Origin of the sequence: Nocardia sp. NRRL S-836 (genome assembly GCF_001279525.1) — a bacterium.
GTDB lineage: Bacteria > Actinomycetota > Actinomycetes > Mycobacteriales > Pseudonocardiaceae > Lentzea.
In genome coordinates, this window is the sequence record NZ_LGDY01000138.1 from 104,178 (window position 1) to 124,428 (window position 20,251).

19 protein-coding genes and 1 pseudogene are annotated in these 20,251 nt (G+C 69.4%); 11 read left to right on the plus strand and 9 right to left on the minus strand.

Features of this window, described 5'->3' with window-relative positions:
* Window positions 1–4 precede the first annotated feature (4 nt).
* Window positions 5–763, minus strand: a complete 759-nt coding sequence (locus ADL03_RS38010; RefSeq protein WP_053738470.1) for a DUF4239 domain-containing protein — start codon at window positions 761–763, stop codon at window positions 5–7.
* 345 nt (window positions 764–1,108) lie between these two features.
* Between ADL03_RS38010 and ADL03_RS38015 the strand changes: the two genes are divergently transcribed.
* The 8 genes from ADL03_RS38015 to ADL03_RS38040 all read left to right on the plus strand — a co-directional run bounded on the left by ADL03_RS38015 (window position 1,109) and on the right by ADL03_RS38040 (window position 6,732).
* Entirely contained in the window at window positions 1,109–2,050 is a 942-nt protein-coding gene (locus ADL03_RS38015) for a hypothetical protein (RefSeq protein WP_053738471.1), read from the plus strand.
* Between the two features lie 177 nt (window positions 2,051–2,227).
* On the plus strand, window positions 2,228–2,386 hold the full coding sequence (locus ADL03_RS47690) for a hypothetical protein (RefSeq protein ID WP_157529646.1): 159 nt from the start codon (window positions 2,228–2,230) through the stop codon (window positions 2,384–2,386).
* Between the two features lie 140 nt (window positions 2,387–2,526).
* Window positions 2,527–2,955 carry a CBS domain-containing protein gene (locus ADL03_RS38020; RefSeq protein WP_053738472.1) on the plus strand — a complete coding sequence of 143 codons (429 nt, stop codon included), beginning with the start codon at window positions 2,527–2,529 and terminating at the stop codon, window positions 2,953–2,955.
* Between the two features lie 19 nt (window positions 2,956–2,974).
* Window positions 2,975–3,919 (plus strand): MBL fold metallo-hydrolase, encoded by a 945-nt coding sequence (locus ADL03_RS38025; protein WP_197289003.1) that lies wholly within the window; start codon window positions 2,975–2,977, stop codon window positions 3,917–3,919.
* Between the two features lie 63 nt (window positions 3,920–3,982).
* On the plus strand, window positions 3,983–4,291 hold the full coding sequence (locus ADL03_RS47695; RefSeq protein ID WP_157529647.1) for a hypothetical protein: 309 nt from the start codon (window positions 3,983–3,985) through the stop codon (window positions 4,289–4,291).
* Between the two features lie 56 nt (window positions 4,292–4,347).
* Window positions 4,348–5,115 (plus strand): hypothetical protein, encoded by a 768-nt coding sequence (locus ADL03_RS38030; RefSeq protein ID WP_053738473.1) that lies wholly within the window; start codon window positions 4,348–4,350, stop codon window positions 5,113–5,115.
* The gene (locus ADL03_RS38035) at window positions 5,115–6,080 is read left to right on the plus strand and encodes a DUF3500 domain-containing protein (protein WP_053738474.1); all 966 of its coding nucleotides are present in this window, start codon (window positions 5,115–5,117) and stop codon (window positions 6,078–6,080) included. The genes ADL03_RS38030 and ADL03_RS38035 overlap by 1 nt, the downstream gene beginning before the upstream one ends.
* On the plus strand, window positions 6,058–6,732 hold the full coding sequence (locus ADL03_RS38040) for an endonuclease V (protein WP_231642785.1): 675 nt from the start codon (window positions 6,058–6,060) through the stop codon (window positions 6,730–6,732). Before ADL03_RS38035 ends, ADL03_RS38040 begins: the two co-directional genes overlap by 23 nt.
* Here the strand turns inward: ADL03_RS38040 and lspA are convergent.
* Together lspA and ADL03_RS38050 are read right to left on the minus strand one after the other, a co-directional pair.
* On the minus strand, window positions 6,698–7,183 hold the full coding sequence (gene lspA / locus ADL03_RS38045; protein WP_053738475.1) for a signal peptidase II: 486 nt from the start codon (window positions 7,181–7,183) through the stop codon (window positions 6,698–6,700). The genes ADL03_RS38040 and lspA overlap by 35 nt on opposite strands.
* 59 nt (window positions 7,184–7,242) lie before the next feature.
* Entirely contained in the window at window positions 7,243–8,541 is a 1,299-nt protein-coding gene (locus tag ADL03_RS38050; protein WP_053738476.1) for a 6-phospho-beta-glucosidase, read from the minus strand.
* A gap of 367 nt (window positions 8,542–8,908) precedes the next feature.
* Between ADL03_RS38050 and ADL03_RS38055 the strand changes: the two genes are divergently transcribed.
* Window positions 8,909–10,933, plus strand: coding sequence for a UvrD-helicase domain-containing protein (locus ADL03_RS38055; protein WP_231642786.1), 2,025 nt, complete (start codon window positions 8,909–8,911; stop codon window positions 10,931–10,933).
* Window positions 10,934–10,970: 37 nt separating this feature from the next.
* On the opposite strand, the pseudogene cutA reads toward ADL03_RS38055, so the two are convergent.
* A pseudogene (gene cutA / locus ADL03_RS50935) lies at window positions 10,971–11,231 on the minus strand (divalent-cation tolerance protein CutA); the annotation flags it as partial.
* A complete protein-coding gene (gene add, locus ADL03_RS38060; protein ID WP_053738477.1) occupies window positions 11,228–12,229 on the minus strand; it encodes an adenosine deaminase in 1,002 nt (333 codons plus the stop codon). The gene add and the pseudogene cutA, both read right to left, overlap by 4 nt.
* 143 nt (window positions 12,230–12,372) lie before the next feature.
* Between add and ADL03_RS38065 the strand changes: the two genes are divergently transcribed.
* The gene (locus ADL03_RS38065; RefSeq protein WP_231642787.1) at window positions 12,373–14,136 is read left to right on the plus strand and encodes a Xaa-Pro dipeptidyl-peptidase; all 1,764 of its coding nucleotides are present in this window, start codon (window positions 12,373–12,375) and stop codon (window positions 14,134–14,136) included.
* Between the two features lie 182 nt (window positions 14,137–14,318).
* The gene (locus ADL03_RS38070; protein ID WP_082373825.1) at window positions 14,319–15,362 is read left to right on the plus strand and encodes a DUF4192 domain-containing protein; all 1,044 of its coding nucleotides are present in this window, start codon (window positions 14,319–14,321) and stop codon (window positions 15,360–15,362) included.
* Here ADL03_RS38070 and ADL03_RS38075 read toward each other — a convergent pair.
* Genes ADL03_RS38075 through ADL03_RS38090 form a run of 4 tightly spaced genes read right to left on the minus strand, consistent with a single transcriptional unit; the run spans window position 15,332 to window position 20,211 of the window.
* Window positions 15,332–17,335, minus strand: a complete 2,004-nt coding sequence (locus tag ADL03_RS38075; protein WP_053738480.1) for a S9 family peptidase — start codon at window positions 17,333–17,335, stop codon at window positions 15,332–15,334. The genes ADL03_RS38070 and ADL03_RS38075 overlap by 31 nt on opposite strands.
* A 6-nt stretch (window positions 17,336–17,341) precedes the next feature.
* Complete coding sequence (gene galE, locus ADL03_RS38080; protein WP_053738551.1) at window positions 17,342–18,304, minus strand: UDP-glucose 4-epimerase GalE; 963 nt, start codon at window positions 18,302–18,304, stop codon at window positions 17,342–17,344.
* Between the two features lie 36 nt (window positions 18,305–18,340).
* Window positions 18,341–19,519, minus strand: a complete 1,179-nt coding sequence (galK, locus tag ADL03_RS38085; RefSeq protein WP_053738481.1) for a galactokinase — start codon at window positions 19,517–19,519, stop codon at window positions 18,341–18,343.
* Window positions 19,516–20,211, minus strand: coding sequence for a metal-dependent transcriptional regulator (locus tag ADL03_RS38090; RefSeq protein WP_053738482.1), 696 nt, complete (start codon window positions 20,209–20,211; stop codon window positions 19,516–19,518). The genes galK and ADL03_RS38090 overlap by 4 nt, the downstream gene beginning before the upstream one ends.
* Window positions 20,212–20,251 lie beyond the last annotated feature (40 nt).

The following is a 20,251-nucleotide window of genomic DNA, read 5'->3' on the forward strand; positions in this document are numbered from 1 at the left end:
GCGGCTAGCTCAGCCGGTCGAGTGCGGAGGTGAACGCGTCCGGCGGGATGTGCACACCGCCGCTGAACGGGTTCTGCAGCTGGTATATCGCGAACAGCAGCAGCACGAGCGTCGAGCTCAGCGTCACCGTGATCAGCAGCTGCGAGACCAGGTTCGGGCCGCCGAACAGGTACGGGAACAGCAGCGACAGGGCGGTGCCGATGAGCAGCGCGAGCCACACGACGGGGTTGACGCCGCCGCCGGACGCGTCGATCCGCTCCTGCCTGGCCTGGTAGACGTCCCACAGCTGGTTCGCGGCCTCGGTCTTGCGGTCCTCCTGCCAGCCGCCGTCCGGCACGGCCTTGGCGACGGTGTCCCGCAGCTGGTTCAGCGTCGTCCAGCCCTTGTTGCCGACGTCCTCGCCCTCGACCATCTTCGGCCACTCGTCGTCGACGACGGTCTGCACGTAGTCGCGGATCAGCTGGTCGACCCTGGACTTCGCGGGCTCCGGCAGCGAGTCGGCCGACCAGTTGACGGCGACCAGCGCGTTGGCCTCCTTCTGCACCTGCTCCTCGGCTCCGTTGGCCGAGTCGAACAGCGAGATGAGGATGAAGGCGACGAGCACGGCGTGCAGACCGGCGACGATGCTGAACACCGAGCCGCCGGCGCCGAGGTTCTTCTCGCCCACTTCGTCCGAGCCGAACCGGCGGGTGATGACGACGATGACGGACGAGACGACGGCGGCGCCGAGAACCCAGAGCAGCCCGGCCACGTAAATACTCAATTCGGCTCCTTTCTGGTGTGGGATTAGACCACGGTCTACTGTGGCCGGTACAGCACGGTGTGGTTAACGAGTAATGGTCAGGTGGGAATGCGCGGCAACAGCAAAATTACCCGGTTGTCGTATCAAGCTGCTCCATTCCGGTGGCGGCGGAATCTGCTCGCGCTGAGCGGCGTGTCGTCGCTTTTGCTGCTTTCCACGCCGCTCACCAGCACTGTTGCCCAGGCTGCGCCGCTGGCGTGCGACGCATTCCAGGTTCGCGCCGTTAACCGGGGTGATTTTTCGACACTCTCCCGATTCGACGCGTCATCCGGTGGGGTGAATGAGATAGCTCGACTGGGGTACGCGGTGAGCGCGCTGGGGTACTCACCGGCGTTGGGCCGACTGGTCGGTCTCACGTCGAAGGGGCACCGGCACTGGGTGCATCGCACGCACGTCGTGCTGATCGACACCAAAGGCGTGGTCGACGACCTCGGACCCGTTGTGGCGCCGTGGTTCCGCACCGACGACGTGTCCGGCGGCACGGTCGTCGGCACCACGTTCTACGTGCGCGACAACACCCGGCTGCACGCGATCGACATCAACCCGGCGAGCGGCTCGTACCTGCAGATCGTGCGTTCGGTGTCGTTGGACTGGCCCGCGCTCGCGCTGGACGACTTCACCGCGGGTCCCGGCGGGAAGCTGGTCGGGGTGTCGGCGGCGGGGCACGGGCCGGGCGAGGTCGTGTCGTTCGACCCGATGTCGGGCCGGGTGGTGGGCCGGACCGACGTGCCGGGACTGCCCGGCAAGTCCACCTACGGCGCGGTGGCGGCCGACGCGTCGGGCACGATCTACGTGGTCAACAACAGGTACGAGGGCCGCAGCCGGGTGTTCCGGATCGCGGGCGGGACCGCCGTCGAGCTGTCGACCGGCCCGGCGTTCGGGATGATCGACGGCGCCGGGTGCCTGCCCACGCCGATGCCACCGCACGTCGACCCACCGGCACCGAAGCCCGAGGTTCCGCTGCCACCGGCCCCTGTTCCCGTTGTGCCGCCCAGGGTGTCGACTCCGGCGCCGGTGCCCGTCGCACCGGTCGTGCCGGTCGAGCCGCCGGTTCCGGCACCGCCGACTTCCGCGGCGCCACAGCAGCCGGTCCCGGTGCGGGCGGCCAGGCGGGAGCCGCAGCCGCGCAAGGACTTCCCGGTCGAGCAGGCGACCACGCCCCTGACCAAACCGCGCAAGTGGGCCATGGTGACGATCGTCCTCGTGATGCTGGGAGCTGGTGCGGCCGCGGCCCGCGCCCGCGCATAAATCGGTTGGCGGCACCACGCGGTGCCGCTACCGTTGCGGACATGTTCACGATCTGAGAAGCCCCGCAGCGCTTCCGGCGCTGCCGCGTGTGCTCTTGGTGACCCTTCTCGCGGGTCCTTCTCCACGGCTGACGTTCCGCCGTGTCCTTGCACGCCCTCGTTCTGAGGAGGCTTTCGCATGCCTGCTGCCACCCCGCCCGCCAACCGTGCCGCCCGCCGCGCCCAGAAGCGCGGCCAGCAGCCGCCCGAGAAGAACACCCAGCTCCCGCTGCCGCAGCAACGTGTTCCAGTGGTCCCACCGCGCCAGTTCGCCGCCCGTCGCCGCGGATCCGTGTAGCCGACGCCCGAACCGGTGTGGCCGCTGCGGGGGGACGCGGACTGCCCGCGTCCCCCTGCTCCCTTCGTGGCGGGATCTCCCGTTCTGTCCGGATCCGATCTAGCCTGAGGTGCTACCGGACCGACAGGATCGGAGGCGCCATGAGGATCGCTGACGTGTTGCGGACCAAGGGCTCGGCGGTCGCGACGATCGACCCGGACGCCCCGGTGTCCGAACTGCTCAGATCACTCGCGGAACACAACGTCGGCGCGATCGTGGTGGTCGGCCCCTCGGGCGTCGCGGGGATCGTGTCGGAACGCGACGTCGTGCGCCGGCTGCACGCCTCCGGCGCCGCCCTGCTGGCCGCACCCGTCTCGTCGATCATGACCGCCGAGGTGTTCACGTGCACGCCGTCGGACACAGTGGACAGTCTGACCGTCGTGATGACCGAGCGGCGGTTCCGCCACGTCCCCGTGCTGTCGGACGGGCAGCTGGTCGGCATCGTCTCCATCGGTGACGTCGTGAAGAGCCGGATCGGCCAGCTCGAACAGAGCCAGGACCAACTGCAGGCCTACATCTCCCAGGGCTGACCTCACTACGCTCGACCGGGTGAAGCCTTCTCAGGACGACCTGCCCGGGACCCGCCCCGAACTGGTCGAAGTAGCGCCGTTCGTCCACGCCTACGTCCAGCCCGACGGGTCCTGGATGATCAACAACACCGGCGTCGTCATCGGCTCCGACGGCACGCTGCTGCTCGTCGACACCACGTCCACCGAGGCCCGCAACCGCGCGTTGCTCGCCTCGGTGGCAACGGTGTCCGACGCCTCGCCCAGCTACGTCGTCAACACCCACCACCACGGCGACCACACGTTCGGCAACTGGCTCATGCCCCCGTCGACCGTGATCGTCGGCCACGACGCCTGCCGCGAGGAGGTCGTGACGGCCGGACTGCTCGCCTCCCAGGTGCTGACCGGCCCGGACTACGGCCACCTCGAAGTGCGCCCGCCGTCGCTCACCTACTCGACGTCCCTGACGCTGCACCTCGGCTCGCGCGTCGTCGAGCTGCACCACCCCGGCCCCGCGCACACCTGCGGCGACACCGTCGTGTGGCTGCCCGACGACCGTGTGCTCTTCACCGGTGACCTCGTGTTCGCGGGCGGCCAGCCGTTCCTCGCCGAGGGCAGCATCGGCGGCTACCTCGCGTCGCTGGAGCTCCTCCGCTCGTTCGACGCCGCCGTCGTCGTACCCGGCCACGGCCCGCTCCTGCGCGGCGCCGACATCACCCGCGTGCTCGACGACCTCGTCGCCTACACGACCTACCTCTCGGAGCTCGCCTCCTCCGGCCACGCCGCAGGCAAGACCCCGATGGAGGCCGTCCGCGAAGCCGGCCCGTCACGCTTCTCGTCGTGGCAGGAGTCCGAACGCCTCGTCGGCAACCTCCAGCGCGCCTACCACGAGCTCGACGGCAAACCGCTGTCCGAACGCCTCGAACTGACCCGCGTCTGGATGGACATGATGGAGCTGCACGGCGGCCCCATCGCCTGCCACGCTTAGACCCTCTCCGCCGATATATCAGCCTCTTTCAGCCCCACCTACCTGCTGCTTTGCAATGAGACGTTGGACGGCGACGACAAACGTCTCATTGCCAAAGCAGCTTTCACGTTCCGTGGGCAAGCTCGGGCCGGACCGGTCGACGCCTTGCAGCTTTGGGGTCGTCGCCAAGCTTCGACGTCCGCCGGCATCGCCGATGTGCGCGACCTCCCGCCTGCTCCACTCCGGCACCTGCCGTTGGCCGCACTCGGCGACGACGTCCTTTCGCTGGTCGCCCCGTCACAGCTTCCGCGGGCGCTGCTGCCGATGACGCGCAGCGTCGAGCCGAATATTGACTCGGCAGTCAGTCGGTGGTGTGATCACGCCCGCCACTGAGTGGTGCAGACCCTTTTCCCTAAATCCGCCGCCATGGATGACGGGGAGGAACGAGCGTGGAGATCTCTCGGCGTTCGGCGTTGATCGGTGGAGCGGCGGCTCCGCTGCTCCTGGCAGGCTCCGGGCTCGCGCGGGCGGCCACCTGGAAGCTGAAGTGGAGCCCGCAGGCGAACAAGGACGGACTCGGTGCGTTCGAGGGCGTCGAGGACGACCGCGCCGGCTCGCATCCGGGCACGAAGCACATCTACGTCTCCGGCAACGACTACCGGTTCGACATGCACACGCGCGACCGGGACACCTCGACCGACCGGCAGCGCAACGAGGTGCGCGGCATGAAGGCGGGCGGCACGAACATCGACATCGGCAACGGTGAGACGTGGCGGTGGACCTACTCCATGTTCATCCCGAGCTCGCTGAAGTCGACGACGTCGTTCACCCACATCATGCAGACGAAGATGCCGGGCGTGGGCTCCGCGCCCGTGACGGTCATGTCCCTGCGCCGCACGGGTGGCGTGCAGAAGATCGAGCTCAAGGTGACCGAGGGCAACGTCCTCGTCGGCAACGCCGACCTCGAACCGCTGCACAACAGGTGGATCGACACCGAGGTGGAGATCAAGGTCGGCAACGGCACCGGACGCGTGCGCTGGGTGGTGCGCGAAGGCGGCCGCACCGTGCTCGACGCGACCAAGAACAACGTCGACACCTGGCTCGACGACCGCCTGCGTCCCAAGTGGGGCATCTACCGCTCACTCGGCGACACCTCGGGCTCACTGCAGAACTGCTACCTGCTGCTGCGCAACCTCAAGGCCTATAAGTTCGAGTGATGCTGCACGACGTCGCCGACGCCACGCGCCACTACATCGGCTTGCTCGACGGTGACCAGCGCGAACACGCCATTCGCGCGGTCACCGACGACGACCTGAGGCACCGCTGGGCCTACACGCCCGGTGATCGCCCGGGCCTGGTGCTCGGCGACCTGCGCCGCGATCAGCGCAAAGCCGTGCACGGCATGCTCGCGACCGTGCTCAGCTCACACGCCTACGCGCAGGTCGCGGCGGTGATGGCGCTGGAGGACGTGCTCGACCACCGCGAGGGCGGGCACCGAGACCGGCACAGCGGCGACTACTGGACGGTGCTCTTCGGCACGCCCGGCGGCGACGAGCCGTGGGGATGGCGCTTCGAGGGGCACCACCTGTCCGTGAACGTCGTCGTCGCCGACGGCCGCGTCTCGGCAACCCCGTTCTTCCTCGGCGCGAACCCCGCCCGCGTCACCTACCGCGGCCGCGTCGTCGGACAATCGCTGCTGCTCGAAGAGGAGCTGGCCCGCGAACTGCTCGACCGCATGGGCCCGACCGCCCGCCGTCTCGCCGTCGTGTCGGACACCGCGCCACACGACATCCGCACCCGCAACGCACCGCGCGTCAGCCCGTCCGACCCCGTCGGCGTGACACCCGCCCAGCTCGGCAAGCAGGCGAGGGAGCTGCTCGTCGACATCGTCCGCCTCTACTTCGACCGGCTCGCGTTCGAGCTCGCCGACGACGAGTTCGCCGCACTCGACCCCGAACGGCTGCACTTCTCGTGGGAGGGCTCGCTGCGCCGCGGCGAAGGCCACTACTACCGCGTCCAAGGCCCCGAGCTGCTCATCGAGTACGACAACACGGCCAACGAGGCCAACCACGTCCACACCGTGTGGCGTCGTCATTCGGGTGACTTCGGCGACGACCTGCTCGCTGCCCACTACGACACGTCACGGCACACTGTCGCCCGTGGAGTGGCCCAGAACGGTTGACGACGCCATCGCGTTGCAAGAGCGCCTGCGCACGCAGGTGATCACCACCAGTGCCCCTGACCTGCAGATCGACACCGTCGCCGGCCTCGACGTCGGCTACCGCGACAGCGGCCTTGGCAATGACTCAGTTGTCGGCGTCTGCGTGGTGTTCGATGCAAAGACGCTGGCCGTGCTCGACGAGGTCGTCGTGGAAGGCACGACGGACTTCCCCTACATCGCCGGCCTCTTCGCCTTCCGGGAGATGCCCGTGCTGCTGCGCGCCCTCGACCGGGTGACCGTCACACCGGACCTGCTGGTCGCGGACGGTCAGGGCGTCGCGCACCCGCGCCGGTTCGGTCTCGCCTGCCACCTCGGCGTGCACACCGGCATCCCGAGCATCGGCGTCGCCAAGAGCCCGATGGGCAGGTTCGACCCGCCCGGCGCCACGCGCGGCTCGACGAGCGACCTCGTGATGGACGGCGACGAGGTCGTCGGCCGCGCACTGCGGACGCAGGACAACGTGAAGCCGGTCTTCGTGTCGATCGGCCACAAGATCGACCTGGACCGTGCGTGCGCGGAGGTGCTGCGCCTGGCCCCGCGCTACCGGCTGCCCGAGACGACCCGCCGCGCCGACACGCTCACTCGGCAGGCTGCTTCTGCGGCTGGAAGCTGAGCAGTACGAGCAGGATCGCGCCGCAGACCAACGCGATGTCCGCGACGTTGCCGACGAACCAGCCGTTGTAGTCGATGAAGTCGACGACGTGCCCGCGCGCGAAACCCGGCGGCCGGAACAGCCGGTCGAGCAGGTGCGTCGTCGCACCGCCCAGCATCAACGCGAGCGCGACCGCGCGAAGCCTCGTCTGCGGCTGGAGCCCGTACCGCGCCAGGAACACGACGGCGACGGCGGCGACGATGGTGAAGATCCACGTCGACCCCGCACCGATCGAGAACGCGGCACCGGGGTTGTAGAGGAGCCTGAGCTGCAGGAACTCCCCGAGCACCGGGATGGGCGCGCGGCCGGTCAGCGCGCTCTCGGCCCAGAACTTCGTGGCCTGGTCCAGCAGCAGCACGAGCACGGCGATGCCCATCACGAGCGGCACGCGGCGAGAAGTGTTGGTGTCCATTTGCCGACGAGCGTAGTTAAGGCGCCTGCGCCGTGCGGTGACGGCCACCGGTACATCAGTCATCGGCTGCCCGGAAAGGCCCCGGACAGCAGCGGGTGCGCGTCGACGATCCGGCGGGCGACGTTGACGGAGTCGACCAGCGGGTGCAGTGCCAGCGCCTTCACCGCGTGCGCCCGATCGCCGCTGATCGCTGCCCGGATCGTGGCGCGTTCGACGACCTTGAGCGCGGTGACGAGCCCGACGCCTTCGTCGGGAAGCTGGCTGACCGCCACGGGCCGCGCGCCGTTGGCGTCGACAAGGCTCGGAACCTCGACGATCGCGTCGGAGTCCAGGCAGGACAGCGTCGTCCCGTTCGGCACGTTGAGGATCAACGTCGTCCGCTTGTCGGCCGCGATGGCGTGCATCAACGCGAGCGCGACCTGTTCGTAGCCACCGCCGTCGAGGTCGTTGCTGTCACGTTCGTCCTCACGCGTCTCCGCCATGTACGTCTGCTCGCGCTCCAGGCGCGTCCGGTCCCAGCTCCGCAACGACGGCGCCGCGTAGAACTGCTTCTGCTGCTCCAGCAAGAACGCCCCGCGCGACGCACCGGACCCCACCGCCTCACGGGTGAAGTAGTAGTAATGCAGGTACTCGTTCGGGATCGCACCCAGTGTGCGCAGCCACTCCGCCCCGAAGAGCTTGCCCTCCTCGAACGACTCCAGCCGCTCGGTGTCGGCGAGCAGGTCCGGCAGCACATCGCGTCCGCGCACATGAACGCCCCGCAGCCACCCGAGGTGGTTGAGCCCGGCGTAGTCGAGCCACGCGTCCTCCAGATCGGCGCCGACGGCCCGCGCGACCCTGCGGCCGAGACCGACGGGGGAGTCGCAGATCCCGATGACCCGGCGACCGAGATGCGCGGCCATCGCCTCGGTGACCATGCCGGCGGGGTTCGTGAAGTTGATGACCCACGCATCCGGCGCGTACACGGAAATACGGCGTGCGATGTCGAGCGCGACCGGCACCGTGCGCAACCCATAAGCAACGCCACCGGCGCCGACGGTCTCCTGCCCGAGCACCCCGCACCCGGCCGCGACGCTTTCATCCGCCGCGCGCCCTTCCAGCCCGCCCACCCGGATCGCGGAGAACACGAAGTCCGCCCCGCGCACCGCCTCGTCGAGGTCCGTCGACGTCGTCACCGCCGGCGCATCCGACACACCGGCGGCAAGCTCGGCGAGGACACCGCTGATCGCCGCGAGCCTGGAAGCGTCGAGGTCGTGCAACACGACCTCGGTGACGCGGCCGGGAGACCGGTCGGCGAGCAGAGCGCGATAGACGAGCGGCACGCGGAACCCGCCGCCACCCAGAACGACCAGCTTCATGCCTCACCACATTCACCACGACGCCATTTGATCTGCACCACGCACCGTACAACCAATGCTCTGGAAAGATCGGCGCGCTCTCCCGCGACCTCATGCCAAGGTGATCGCCGCATCCAGCAGCGAGCTGACGCGCAAGACGATTGCGGTTCGATCCACGACGGACGAGCGGCGGTGACGCGACCGGCACAGCGGCAGATCCACTGGCAGTACTCGCAGCTCGGGCCCCGTGCGCGACATAGACAGCAGCACGGTCATGAGAGGCCGCGAAAGCGCCCCACGCACAGCTGAACTGTGCTACAAAGAATGGCTTTGGATTTTCGGAATCAATTTTCCGGAAAGACAGGATCATTGTATCACAGGGGGCAAGGTGTTGGCGAGCGAACAGGCACGGATCACCTCTCTGTATGAAAAGCTCGATCAGGAACGGAACAAAGCAGCGGCCGGCCTTGCGGCCGCACTGCGGGACACCCACACCCAGCGGCTGGACCGCGAAGCCGCCGTCGAGGCGCTCACCAGGCAGATCGGCAGGTACCGAGCGGCGGAGGAGGGCCTGTGCTTCGGCCGGATCGACTCGGAGGAAGGCGAACGCACCTACATCGGACGCGTCGGCTTGTTCGACGATGAATTCGCACCGTTGCTGCTGGACTGGCGCGCACCGGCGGCACGGCCGTTCTACACCGCGACCGCGGCGAACCCGGAAGGCCTGGTGCTGCGCCGCCACTTCCGCGTCCGCGACCGGGAGCTGCGCGACTTCCACGACGACGAGCTGCTGACCGACACGACCGCGTTGCTCGACGCCCTCAACGCGCCGCGGACCGCGACGATGCGCGACATCGTCTCGACCATCCAGGCCGAGCAGGACGAGATCATCCGCCACTCCCGCCCCGGTGTGCTGGTGATCGAGGGCGGCCCCGGCACCGGCAAGACCGCGGTGGCGTTGCACCGCGTCGCATACCTGCTCTACACGCGTCGCGAACGCCTCTCGCGTCACGGCGTCCTGATCGTCGGACCGAACACCGGGTTCCTGCGCTACGTCGGCGACGTGCTGCCGTCGCTCGGGGAGACCGACGTCGTGTTCGCGACGCCCGGCGAGCTCTACCCCGGCGTGGTCACCGACGTCGAGGACAGCCCGTCGTTGCAACGGGTGAAAGGCGACATCTCGGTGCTCGACCTGCTGGCCGTCGCCGTCGCCGACCGGCAGGAGCTACCCGACGAGCCCATCGACATCGAGCTCGAAGACGTCGTCGTCCCGCTCGACGCACACATCGCCGCCGTCGCACGCGAGAAGACGCGGTACTACGAGCTACCGCACAACGCGGCCCGCAAGTATTTCTTCCTCGCCCTCGCCGAGGAGCTCGTCGCGCCGGCGATGAAGCTGATCGGCGTCGACTGGCCGGAGATCGAGGAGGACGTGCGGTACGAGCTGCGCCACAGCTCGGCGTTGCGCGACGCCGTCGACCGCTTGTGGCCGCAGCTCACCCCGACGCAGCTGCTCGCCGACCTGTACGCGGGCCGGTGCTACCGCATCGGCGCGCCCGAGCTGTTCCGCGAGGACGCCGAAGCCTGGACGGTGTCTGACGTTCCGCTGCTCGACGAGCTGGCCGACCTGCTCGGCTCGGACGGCTCGGCCGAACGCGCGGCACAGCGGGAGGAGGAAGAAGGACTCGCGTACGCCCGCGGCGTCATGGACGTGCTCTCGATCGACGAACGCGCCGACGACGACGAGTACGTCGTCACGGACTTCGTCAACGCCGAGACGCTCGCCTTCCGGCACGAGGTGCGCGACCACCGCACGCTGGCCGAACGCGCCGCCGGCGACCGCACGTGGACGTACGGCCACGTCGTCGTCGACGAAGCACAGGAGCTGTCTGCAATGGACTGGCGAGTCCTGCTGCGCCGTTGCCCCAACAAGTCCATGACCGTCGTCGGCGACCTCGCCCAGCGCCAGGCCGCAGGCGGCGTGCGCAGCTGGGGCTCGGTCTTCGACCGCTTCACCTACCGCAGGCTGGAGGTCAACTACCGCACACCCGGCGAGATCATGGCCGTCGCCACCCCGGTGCTGAAGCTCGTCGACCCCGACGCGACCGTCCCGGTGTCGGTGCGCCGCACCGGCGTCCAGCCGTGGGCCCGCCGCGTGAGTGACATGTCGGCAGCTGTTCGCGACGAGCTCGCCGCGCACGCCGACGAGCTGCCCGGCCGCACGATCGCCGTCATCGGTGACGGCTGGCTGCCGCCGAAGGCGTCGAAGGGCCTGGAGTTCGACGTCGTCATCGTCGTCGAACCGCAGCGCATGTCGCCCAGCGAGCTGTACGTGGCATTGACGAGGGCGACGCAACGGCTCGGCGTCCTGCACACCGAGCCCTTGCCGCGTCACCTACGAGGTCTCCTCTGAGACCCAGCGGAGGTAGTCGTCGTTGCCCCCGGCAACGGGGGGTGACGACGACCTCCGGCACGTCATAGGTGTGGTGCGCCTTGATGTGCGCAACGAGCTCGTCGACACGAACGGCAGCTGTCTTCACGACACACTGCCACTCGTCGTCGACGCGCACCTCGCCTTCCCACCGGTAGACGCTGCGTATCGGCACGATCTGCACACACGCACCCAGCCGCCCCTCGACGATCCCCTTCGCCAACGACTCGGCCGCCACGGCCGAGTCCACAGTCGTCGTCACCACACTCGTGGCGTTCATACGGCGTTGATCTCCTTCAACAGCTGCTCCTTCACCGCGGCCGGTGCGAACGACGCCCGCACTCCGGCCCGCGCGAGACCGGCGAGCTCGTCGCGCCCGAACCCGAACCGCTCGTGACACACCAGGTACTCGCGGTCGAGGTCGGTGTGGAACATGCCGGGGTCGTCAGTGTTGACCGTCACTGGCACCCCGGCCTCCAGCAGCCGCGGCAACGGGTGCTCGTCCCACGACGTGACGGCGCCGGTGCGGATGTTCGACGTCGGGCACACCTCCAGCACGACGCCCTCGTCGGCGAGGTGTCGCAGGAGCTCGGGATCTCGCACCGCGCTGACGCCATGCCCGATCCGCTCAGCGCGCAGGTCCCGCAACGCCGCCCAGATCTCGCTCGGCGGTGTCGTCTCGCCGGCGTGCGGCACCATGTGCAATCCAGCGTCACGCGCCATCGCGAACGCCTCGCGGAAGCTGGCCCGCGGCGAGTCCGACTCGAACCCGCCGAGCCCGAACCCGACCAGCCCCTCCGGCCGGTACTCGGTCGCGAACCGTGCACTCGTCACGCCCCAGTCGCGATCCCAGATGCCGGGCACGTCGAAGATCCACTGCAGCATCACGCCGTGCACCGCCAGCGCTTCGGCCCGTCCCGCCGACAACGCCTCGACGAGCTCGTCGGGTGCGATACCCGCGCGCAGGTGACTCGTCGCACTGACCGTGACTTCCGCGTATCGGATGTTGCTCAGCACCGCGTCGCGCGCATAGCCGACGACCAGGGTGCGGACGTCCTCGCCGGTCGTGACGAGGTCGTTGACGACCCCGTAGACGTTGATGAAGTGCCGGAAGTCCGTGAACTCGTAGAACTTCCGCAGCTCGGCTTCATCGGTCGGAACCGGACCACCGGGGTGGTTGCGGGCGAGCGCGAGGACGGTGTCGACGGAAGCCGCGCCCACCAGGTGGACGTGCAGCTCGGCCTTCGGCAGCGCGTGGACGAAGTCGGAAATGTGCACGGTCCATGCTCTCAGGTCAAGAGCCGTTCGACGGGTGACATGTCTTGCAGTCACGGGGAAGGGTGCAGGGCGAATCCCTGTCTCTGGCTTCGCATTGGGGGTGCCTCGTGAGGGGCGCACGAAGAGTCGCACTGCTGACCGCGGTGCTAGTTCTGCCATTCCTGCCCGCCACGGCCAACGCCGCCGAGGGGCCGGTGTTCAAGGACGGCGAGGCCCAGCCCGTCTTCGATCCGAAGGACGTGGTGAAGGAGAGCGTCTGGGTCCGCGCACCGGTCGACAGCGACCGCGACGGCAAGGACGACGAGGTCTACACCGAGGTCGTCCGGCCGCGCGCCACCGAACGAGGACTCAAGGTCCCCGTCGTCTACATGGTCAGCCCGTACTTCTCGGGCGGCAACGACGTCCCGAACCACAACGTCGACGTCGAGCTGTACGTGCCTGACAAGCGCGATGGCCGTCTGCTCAAGGCCTCCTCCGACGAACGAGTCACCGCCGCCCTCGGCCCCAACCCGATCACCTCGGGCCGCTACGAGGCCTACTTCATCGCGCGCGGGTACGCCGTCGTCTACGCCGAGTCGCTCGGCACTGGCAAGTCCACGGGCTGCCCGACAACGGGTGACGTCAACGAGACGATCGGTGCCCGTGTCGTCGTCGACTGGCTCAACGGCCGTGCGTCTGCGCGCACTGCCACGGGCGAGGCGGTCAAGGCGACGTGGTCGACCGGCAAGACCGGCATGATGGGTGTCTCCTACAACGGAACGCTGCCCAACGCCGTCGCCTCCACCGGTGTCCGCGGGCTCGAAGCCATCGTGCCCATCGCCGCGATCTCCAGCTGGTACGACTACTACCGCGCGGACGGCGCCGTCGTCGCGCCCGGCACGTTCCAGGGCGAGGACGCCGACGTGCTCGCCGAGTACGTCCACACCCGTGCGGACCGCGAGATCTGCAAGCCGATCATCGCCGAGATCGCGAAGGACCAAGACCGGATCACCGGCGACTACAGCACGTTCTGGGACAAGCGGAACTACCTCAACGACGTCCACAAGGTGCGCGCGGCCGTTCTCGCCGTCCACGGGCTCAACGACTGGAACGTCAAGATGACGCACGTCGAGCAGTGGTACTCGGCGTTGAAGAAGGTCGGTGTGCCGCACAAGATCTGGCTGCACCAGTCCGGGCACACCGATCCTGACACGCTGCGCTCGCCCGAGTGGCGCCGCACGCTCAACCGCTGGTTCACCCAGTACCTGTGGGGCCACCGCAACGGCATCGACAAGGAGCCTCGCGCGACCCTCCAGCGCGAGGACAAGACATGGGTCGACGAGAAGGACTGGCCGGCCCCCGGCACGTCCGACGTGCGGCTGCGCCTGTCCGCGGGCGGACCTGCTCAGGGCGGGCTCGGCCTGCGTCCCGGTCAGGGCGTGGAGAGGCTGACCGACGACGCGACGAAGACGGCGGAGTCGTTGATCGACCAGCCCACCTCGCCGCACCGCCTCTCCTACACGACGGAGCCGACGCAGAAACCGCTGCGGCTGTCGGGCAAGTCGACCGCGCACCTGCGGATCGCGTTCGACCGTCCTGCGGCCAACGTCACGACGTTGCTCGTCGACCGCGCCCCGGACGGCAAGTCGCACGTCATCACCCGTGGGTGGACCGACCCGCAGAACCGGCAGCGCCCCGACCGGACGTCGCCGATCAAGCCGGGCAAGTTCTACGACGTCGACGTGCCGATCGTGCCGGACGACTACATCCTGCAGGCCGGGCACCGGCTGGAGTTCGTGCTGATCTCCAGCGACTACGACTACACCCTGCGCCCCCAACCGGGCGCGGGCCTGTCGCTGGACCTCGCCAGGACCTCGGTCGAGCTGCCGGTCGTCGGCGGCTGGCGCGCGTTGTTCCAGACGTTCTGAACCACGTGATGCCGCGCTTCGGCCCTCCACAAAGGACCGAAGCGCGGCACCCTAGCACCCACCCCCGACAAACGCCTGCTCCCCAGCACTTCAAGATCTGACCTTGTCCACAACTCGCGAGTAACTCACAGCCTCCCCCCGACCGCCGAACCCCATCCCCTCGCGACCACCACAGTGGGCCCATGCCCACAACTCTCCCCAAACCAATCCGCCTCCGCGCCGCTGGCGACCTCTACGCCGCCATCCCGCACCTGATGGGTTTCCACCCGACCGAGTCGCTCGTCGTGCTCGTGCTGCGGGACGGCACGGTCTCCATGACCATGCGCGTCGACCTGCCCCGCCCCCGACATAGAGGGCTGCTGGCGGCTCAACTGGAGATGCCGCTGCTCGAACAGGGCGCGGACGGCGTGATCCTCGCGATCATCTGCGCGCCCTCGGAGCACATCCCCGAGGAACTGCCGCACGAGCCGCTGGTCAGCACGCTCACGAACAGCCTCGGTGGTCACGGCATCGACGTCGTCGAAGCCGTGTGGATGCAGGCGTGCGAGAAAGGCGCGCCGTGGTTCTGCTACTTCGACCTGGACTGCCACGGCACGCTGCCGGACCCGCAGGCGTCGGCCGTGGCCGCGGCGTGCGCGAGCGACGGCAACGTGACGTTCGAGTCGCGGGCCGCGATGGCCGCGCTTGTCACGCTGGACTCGGTGGAGGCGCGGGAACGCAGATCCGTGCTGCTCGACGAGCTCATGAACACAGCGGAGCCACCTGAGCCAGGTGCGGAGCTGCGCCGCGTGCGCGACGCGGTCGATGCCGTGGAGCGTCGCAAAGGCCCGTTGCCCGACGGGGAGATCGTCGCGTTGAGCAGGGCTCTGGCGCAGCCGGAGGTGCGCGACGCCTGCCTGTCGTTCGCGGTGCAGAACAGGGCCAGGGCGGCCGAGCGGTTGTGGCTCGACCTCACCCGGTCCTGCCCGTCACCGGAACGTGCCGAGCCCGCCTGCCTGCTCGCGTTCTTCGCCTACCACCGCGGCGACGGCGGACTCGCGTCGGTCGCGCTCGACGTGGCCGAGGAAGCCTGCTTCGGGCACTCGCTGGCGCGGCTGTTGCGCGGCGCGTTGAGCGCCGCGCTGCCTCCGGAAGAGCTCAAAACACTCGCGGACAAAGCCGTCGTCAACGCCCGCGAGCTGCTCGCCGCCGAAGCTCAGAGCAGCTCCGGCCGCACCCACTCCTGATCGAGGACGTGCTCGGCCAGGAACGCCCACACCGTCTCGTACCAGACCCGAGAGTTACCGGGGGTGAGAATCCAGTGGTTTTCCGCCGGGAAGTAGAGGTACTTCGCGGTGACGCCGTGCCGGACCAGGTCGAAGTACAGCCGCTGTCCCTCACCGATCGGGACCCGGTAGTCCTTGTCACCGTGGATGACGAGCATCGGGGTCTTGATGTCGGCGACCCGCAGGTGCGGCGAGTTGGCGAGGACCCGTTCCGGCCGGGTGATGGGGTCGCCCATCTCCCGCATCCAGAAGTACGAGTCGTCGGTGGCGCCGGAGAACGCGTCGAGGTGCCACAGCGAGGCGTGGGTGACGATCGCGCGGAACCGGTCGGTCTGGGTGGCGATCCAGTTGGCCATGTAGCCACCGAAGGAGCCACCCATGGCCGCGGTGCGCGAGGCGTCGATGTCGGGCCGTTCGACCGTCACGTCGGTGATGGCCATGAGGTCCGTGTAGGGCTCGGCGCCCCAGCGGCCCCAGCCGGCCGCGATGAAGTCGGGTCCGTACCCGGTCGACAGCGCGGGGTCGGGCAGCAGTACGGCGTAGCCGCGAGCGGCCATCAGCCACGGGTTCCAGCGCCACGTCCAGCCGTTCCAGCTCATGACGGGTCCGCCGTGGACCCAGAGCAGCAGCGGGGCGGGGGAGTCGGCGGACGCGCCTTCCGGCAGCACGAGCCAGGCGCGGACGGTCCTGCCGTCGGCCACGACGGTGGAGACCTCGGTGAGGGTGCCGGGCACCGAGGGCATCGCGCCGGGGGCGGGCAGCCGCACTGGGTCCTGGTCGGCTCCGGTGCTGGCGAACCGCACGGGCTGTGGCGGGTGGTCGATCGAGTTGCGCAGTGCGTACAGCGTCTTGCCGTCCGGGCTCACGACCACGTCGCTGTAGTAACCCGAGAGCGTCAGCTTCGTGACCTCGCCCGTGGCCAGGTCGAGCCGCCACACCGGCTGGTGCCCGAGGTGGCTCGCGACGAAGAACACCGCCGAGGAGTCCGGGCTCACCACCGGGTGCGCCGGTTCCTCCTGGAAGTCCTGCGCCAGTGGCGTGATCGAGTCGTCCGTCAGGTCGATGCGGACCAGGCTGCTGCGGTACGGCGCGTCCGCGGTGGACTCGCGGAACCGGATCGCGATCACGGCCGAGGAGTCGTGCGTGAACGCGGCGTCGAAGAACGAGAAGCCCTCTTCGGAGGCGATGACCCGCGAGGAGCTCCCGTCGGTGGCCACGAGCCGCAGCTCGGTCCGCCGGCCGTAGGCGGCGCTGACGTCGACGGCGTAGCCGTGGACGGCCCACTTCCCGTCGGGGCTCAGGGCGATGTCCTCGTCACTGAGCCGGCTCTCGGAGTCGTCGCTGAGAGCGGTGACGAGCCCGGCCACCGGGCTGGCCAGCGGCGCGGAGAACAGCCGCGGGTAGCTCGGCCCGAGGTCGGCGTCCCAGTACCGGATCGGGTACGACTCGTGCAGGATCGCCGTCACCCCGGCGTCCTCGCGGGCCTTGCGCTTGGCGTCGTCCTCGCCGCCGAACTCCGCGAGGCGGTGCGCCGACGACGTGAGCAGCAGCGTCTCACCCGCGACGCGCACCTGACCGACTCCACCGCCCGGCCGCAGGACCTCGGCGGCCTCACCGCGGACCGGCAGCCGCCACAGGGCGGTCTTGTCCTTGGCCTCGTCCGGCTTCGTGAGCGGGTCCGGGCGCTTCGACAGGAACAGCAGAGAGCCGTCCGGGGCGAAGACGGGTGCGGAGTCGCTCTTGGTGGAGTAGGTGAGCCGGGTGGCGTCCCGCTCACCGGTGGGGTCGACCTCCCAGAGGGCGCCCTGCCAGGTCTTGCCGTCCGGCGCGAGCGAGGAGACGACGGTGACGAGCCGCGTGCCGTCCGGGGACAGCGCGAGCGACGCGAGCCGCGGTGTGGCGTTGTAGCTCTCGAAAGAGGCGAAGTCGGTCATCTCAGCTCAGGCTCCGTGTCGGGCGCGGGTGAACTCCCACGCGTCGCGGACGATGCCGGCGAGGTCGGCACGTTCGGGTTTCCAGCCCAGCTCGGTGCGGGCTCGTTCGGCGGAGGCGACGAGGACGGCCGGGTCTCCAGCCCGTCGCGGTGCGACGACGGCGGGGATCGGGTGGCCGGTGACCTCGCGGCAGGTGTCGATGACCTGCTTCACGGAGAAGCCGGTGCCGTTGCCGAGGTTGTAGATGCGGTGCTCACCCGCGGTGGCGTGGTCGAGCGCCAGGAGGTGGGCGTCGGCGAGGTCCGTGACGTGGATGTAGTCACGGACGCAGGTGCCGTCCTCGGTCGGCCAGTCCTCACCGTAGATCGAGATGTGCTCCCGCTGCCCGAGCGCCACCTGGAGCACGAGCGGGATCAGGTGGGTCTCGGTCGCGTGCCGCTCGCCGATGCTGCCGTAGGCGCCCGCGACGTTGAAGTACCGCAGGCTCGTCGCCGCCAGGCCGTACGCCGCGGCGTACGAGGTGATCGCGTGGTCGATGGCCAGCTTGGTGGCGCCGTAGGTGTTGGTGGGCTGCGTGGGCGCGGTCTCGGGGATCGGCACCTCCCGCGGCTCGCCGTAGGTCGCGGCAGTCGAGGAGAAGACGAGCTTTCGCGTGCCGTGCTCCTTCATCGCGTCCAGCAGGCGGACAGCGGTGAGGACGTTGCCCGTCCAGTACTTGCCGGGGTCCTGCATGGACTCTCCGACGAGGGACTTCGCGGCGAAGTGCAGCACACCGTCGAAGCCTTCCGCGAGGACGTCGCCGATCACGTCGGCGATGTCACCCCGCACGAAGCGCGCACCCGCGGGGACGGCGTCCTCGTGGCCGGTGGAGAGGTCGTCGAGCACGACCACCTCGTGCCCAGCTTCGAGCAGCCGAGCAGCGCAGACGCTGCCGACGTAGCCGGCTCCGCCCGTCACGAGCAGCTTCACCACAGTCCTCGCATTCCTCGTCAAGATCGGTTTCCGCTACCGGTCCCTGCCCGCGCCCGCGGACGGGACCGCCGTGAACAGCCGCGGCCGCACGAGCGAGCGCGCCGCGAAGGCGGCGAGCACGGCCCGCTCGACCTCCTCGTGCCGGTCGACCGGCACGAGGGCGATCGCGGAGCCGCCGAAGCCTCCGCCGGTCATCCTGGCGCCGAGCGCTCCGGCCGCCGTCGACGAGTCGACGGCGACGTCGAGTTCGAGGCAGGAGACTCGGTAGTCTTCGTCAAGGCTCATGTGCGACGCCGAAAGAAGAGGGCCGATGTCGGCGAGCCGGCCCGCGCGAAGCAGGTCGACGGTCTTCAGGACCCGGTCGTTCTCGGTCACGACGTGCCGCACCAGCGGACGCAGCTCTTCGGGCAGCCGGACGAGCGCCTCGTCGAGCTCGGTGATGTCGACATCGCGCAGCGCGGGAACACCGAGGATTCCGGCGGCCCGCTCACAGCCCGCCCGGCGGGCGCCATAGCCGCCGTCGACGTGGGAGTGGCTGGCGCGGGTGTCGATGACCAGCACCTCGAGGCCACTGGCGGCGGCGTCGAACGCGACCTGCTCCGACTTGCCGGAGCGTACGTCGTAAAACAGTGCGTGCGCTTCGATGCAGGACAGCGACGCCGTCTGGTCCAGGATGCCGGTTGGCGCGCCCACGAAGTCGTTCTCCGAGCGCTGTACCCAGCGCGCGATGTCCGGCCGCTCGGCCGTAACGCCGGCCAGGCCCAGCAGCGCGAGGGCGACAGCGCACTCGAGCGCGTGCGAGGACGACAGACCAGCGCCCGCGGGCACGTCGCCCGCGATCACGAGGTCCGCTCCGGCGGTCACCGGGATGTCCTGTTCGCGCAGTGCCCAGGCGACGCCGCTGGGGTACGCGGCCCACCCGCGGACGGTGCCGGGGGCTAGGTCGGCGACCACGACCGGCGCCGCCTCCTGCACACCGCCGTCGTCACCCAGTGTGCTGACAGCCAGCGCGCCGTCCGCACGAGGTGACGCGGCGACCGCGGTGCGGTGAGGCAGGGCGAACGGCAGCACGTAGCCGTCGTTGTAGTCGGTGTGCTCGCCGATGAGGTTGACGCGGCCCGGCGCGGACCAGACGCCGTCGGGCGCACGTCCGTGCAGGCGCTTGAAGGCCTCGGCCGCCTTGGCGGCCGGAGCCGACGTCGCCTGGGTCACCGGGCGAGCACCAGCACGGCGTGGGCGACCGCGGGGTCGAACTCGGCGGTGTTGCCGTTGGGGCCACGCACCGAGATGACCTTGGCGCTACCCATCGACTGCACCTCGACGGTGCCGCCGGGGATCACGCCGGCGTCCTTCAGTTCGGCCATCAGGTCCGGGTCGAGCTGGACGTGCTCGGCGATGCGGCGCACCTCGACGCGGCCACCGCCGCGGCGGGCCACCTCGTCCACGCGCACCAGGTCCGCCTCGGCGGGCGGGGCGGGCTCGCCGTCACCCAGTTTGTCCAGGCCAGGGATCGGGTTGCCGTAGGGGGAGGTGGTCGGGTTGCCGAGGAGTTTGATGAGTTTGCGTTCGACTGCCTCGCTCATCACGTGTTCCCAGCGGCACGCCTCACTGTGGACGTGTTCCCACTCGAGTCCGATGATGTCCACGAGGAGGCGTTCGGCGAGCCGGTGCTTGCGCATGACGGCGATCGCGAGGTTGCGGCCCTGTTCGGTGAGTTCGAGGTGACGGTCTTCCGCCACGACGACCAGGCCGTCTCGCTCCATGCGGCCGACGGTCTGGCTCACGGTCGGTCCACTTTGGCCGAGGCGCTCCGCGATGCGGGCGCGCAGGGGCACCACGCCTTCTTCTTCGAGCTCGTAGATCGTGCGGAGATACATCTCCGTGGTGTCGATGAGGTCGTTCACACCCGCTCCCCTTCGTGTGGTGTCAATGGTAGTCGTGCCG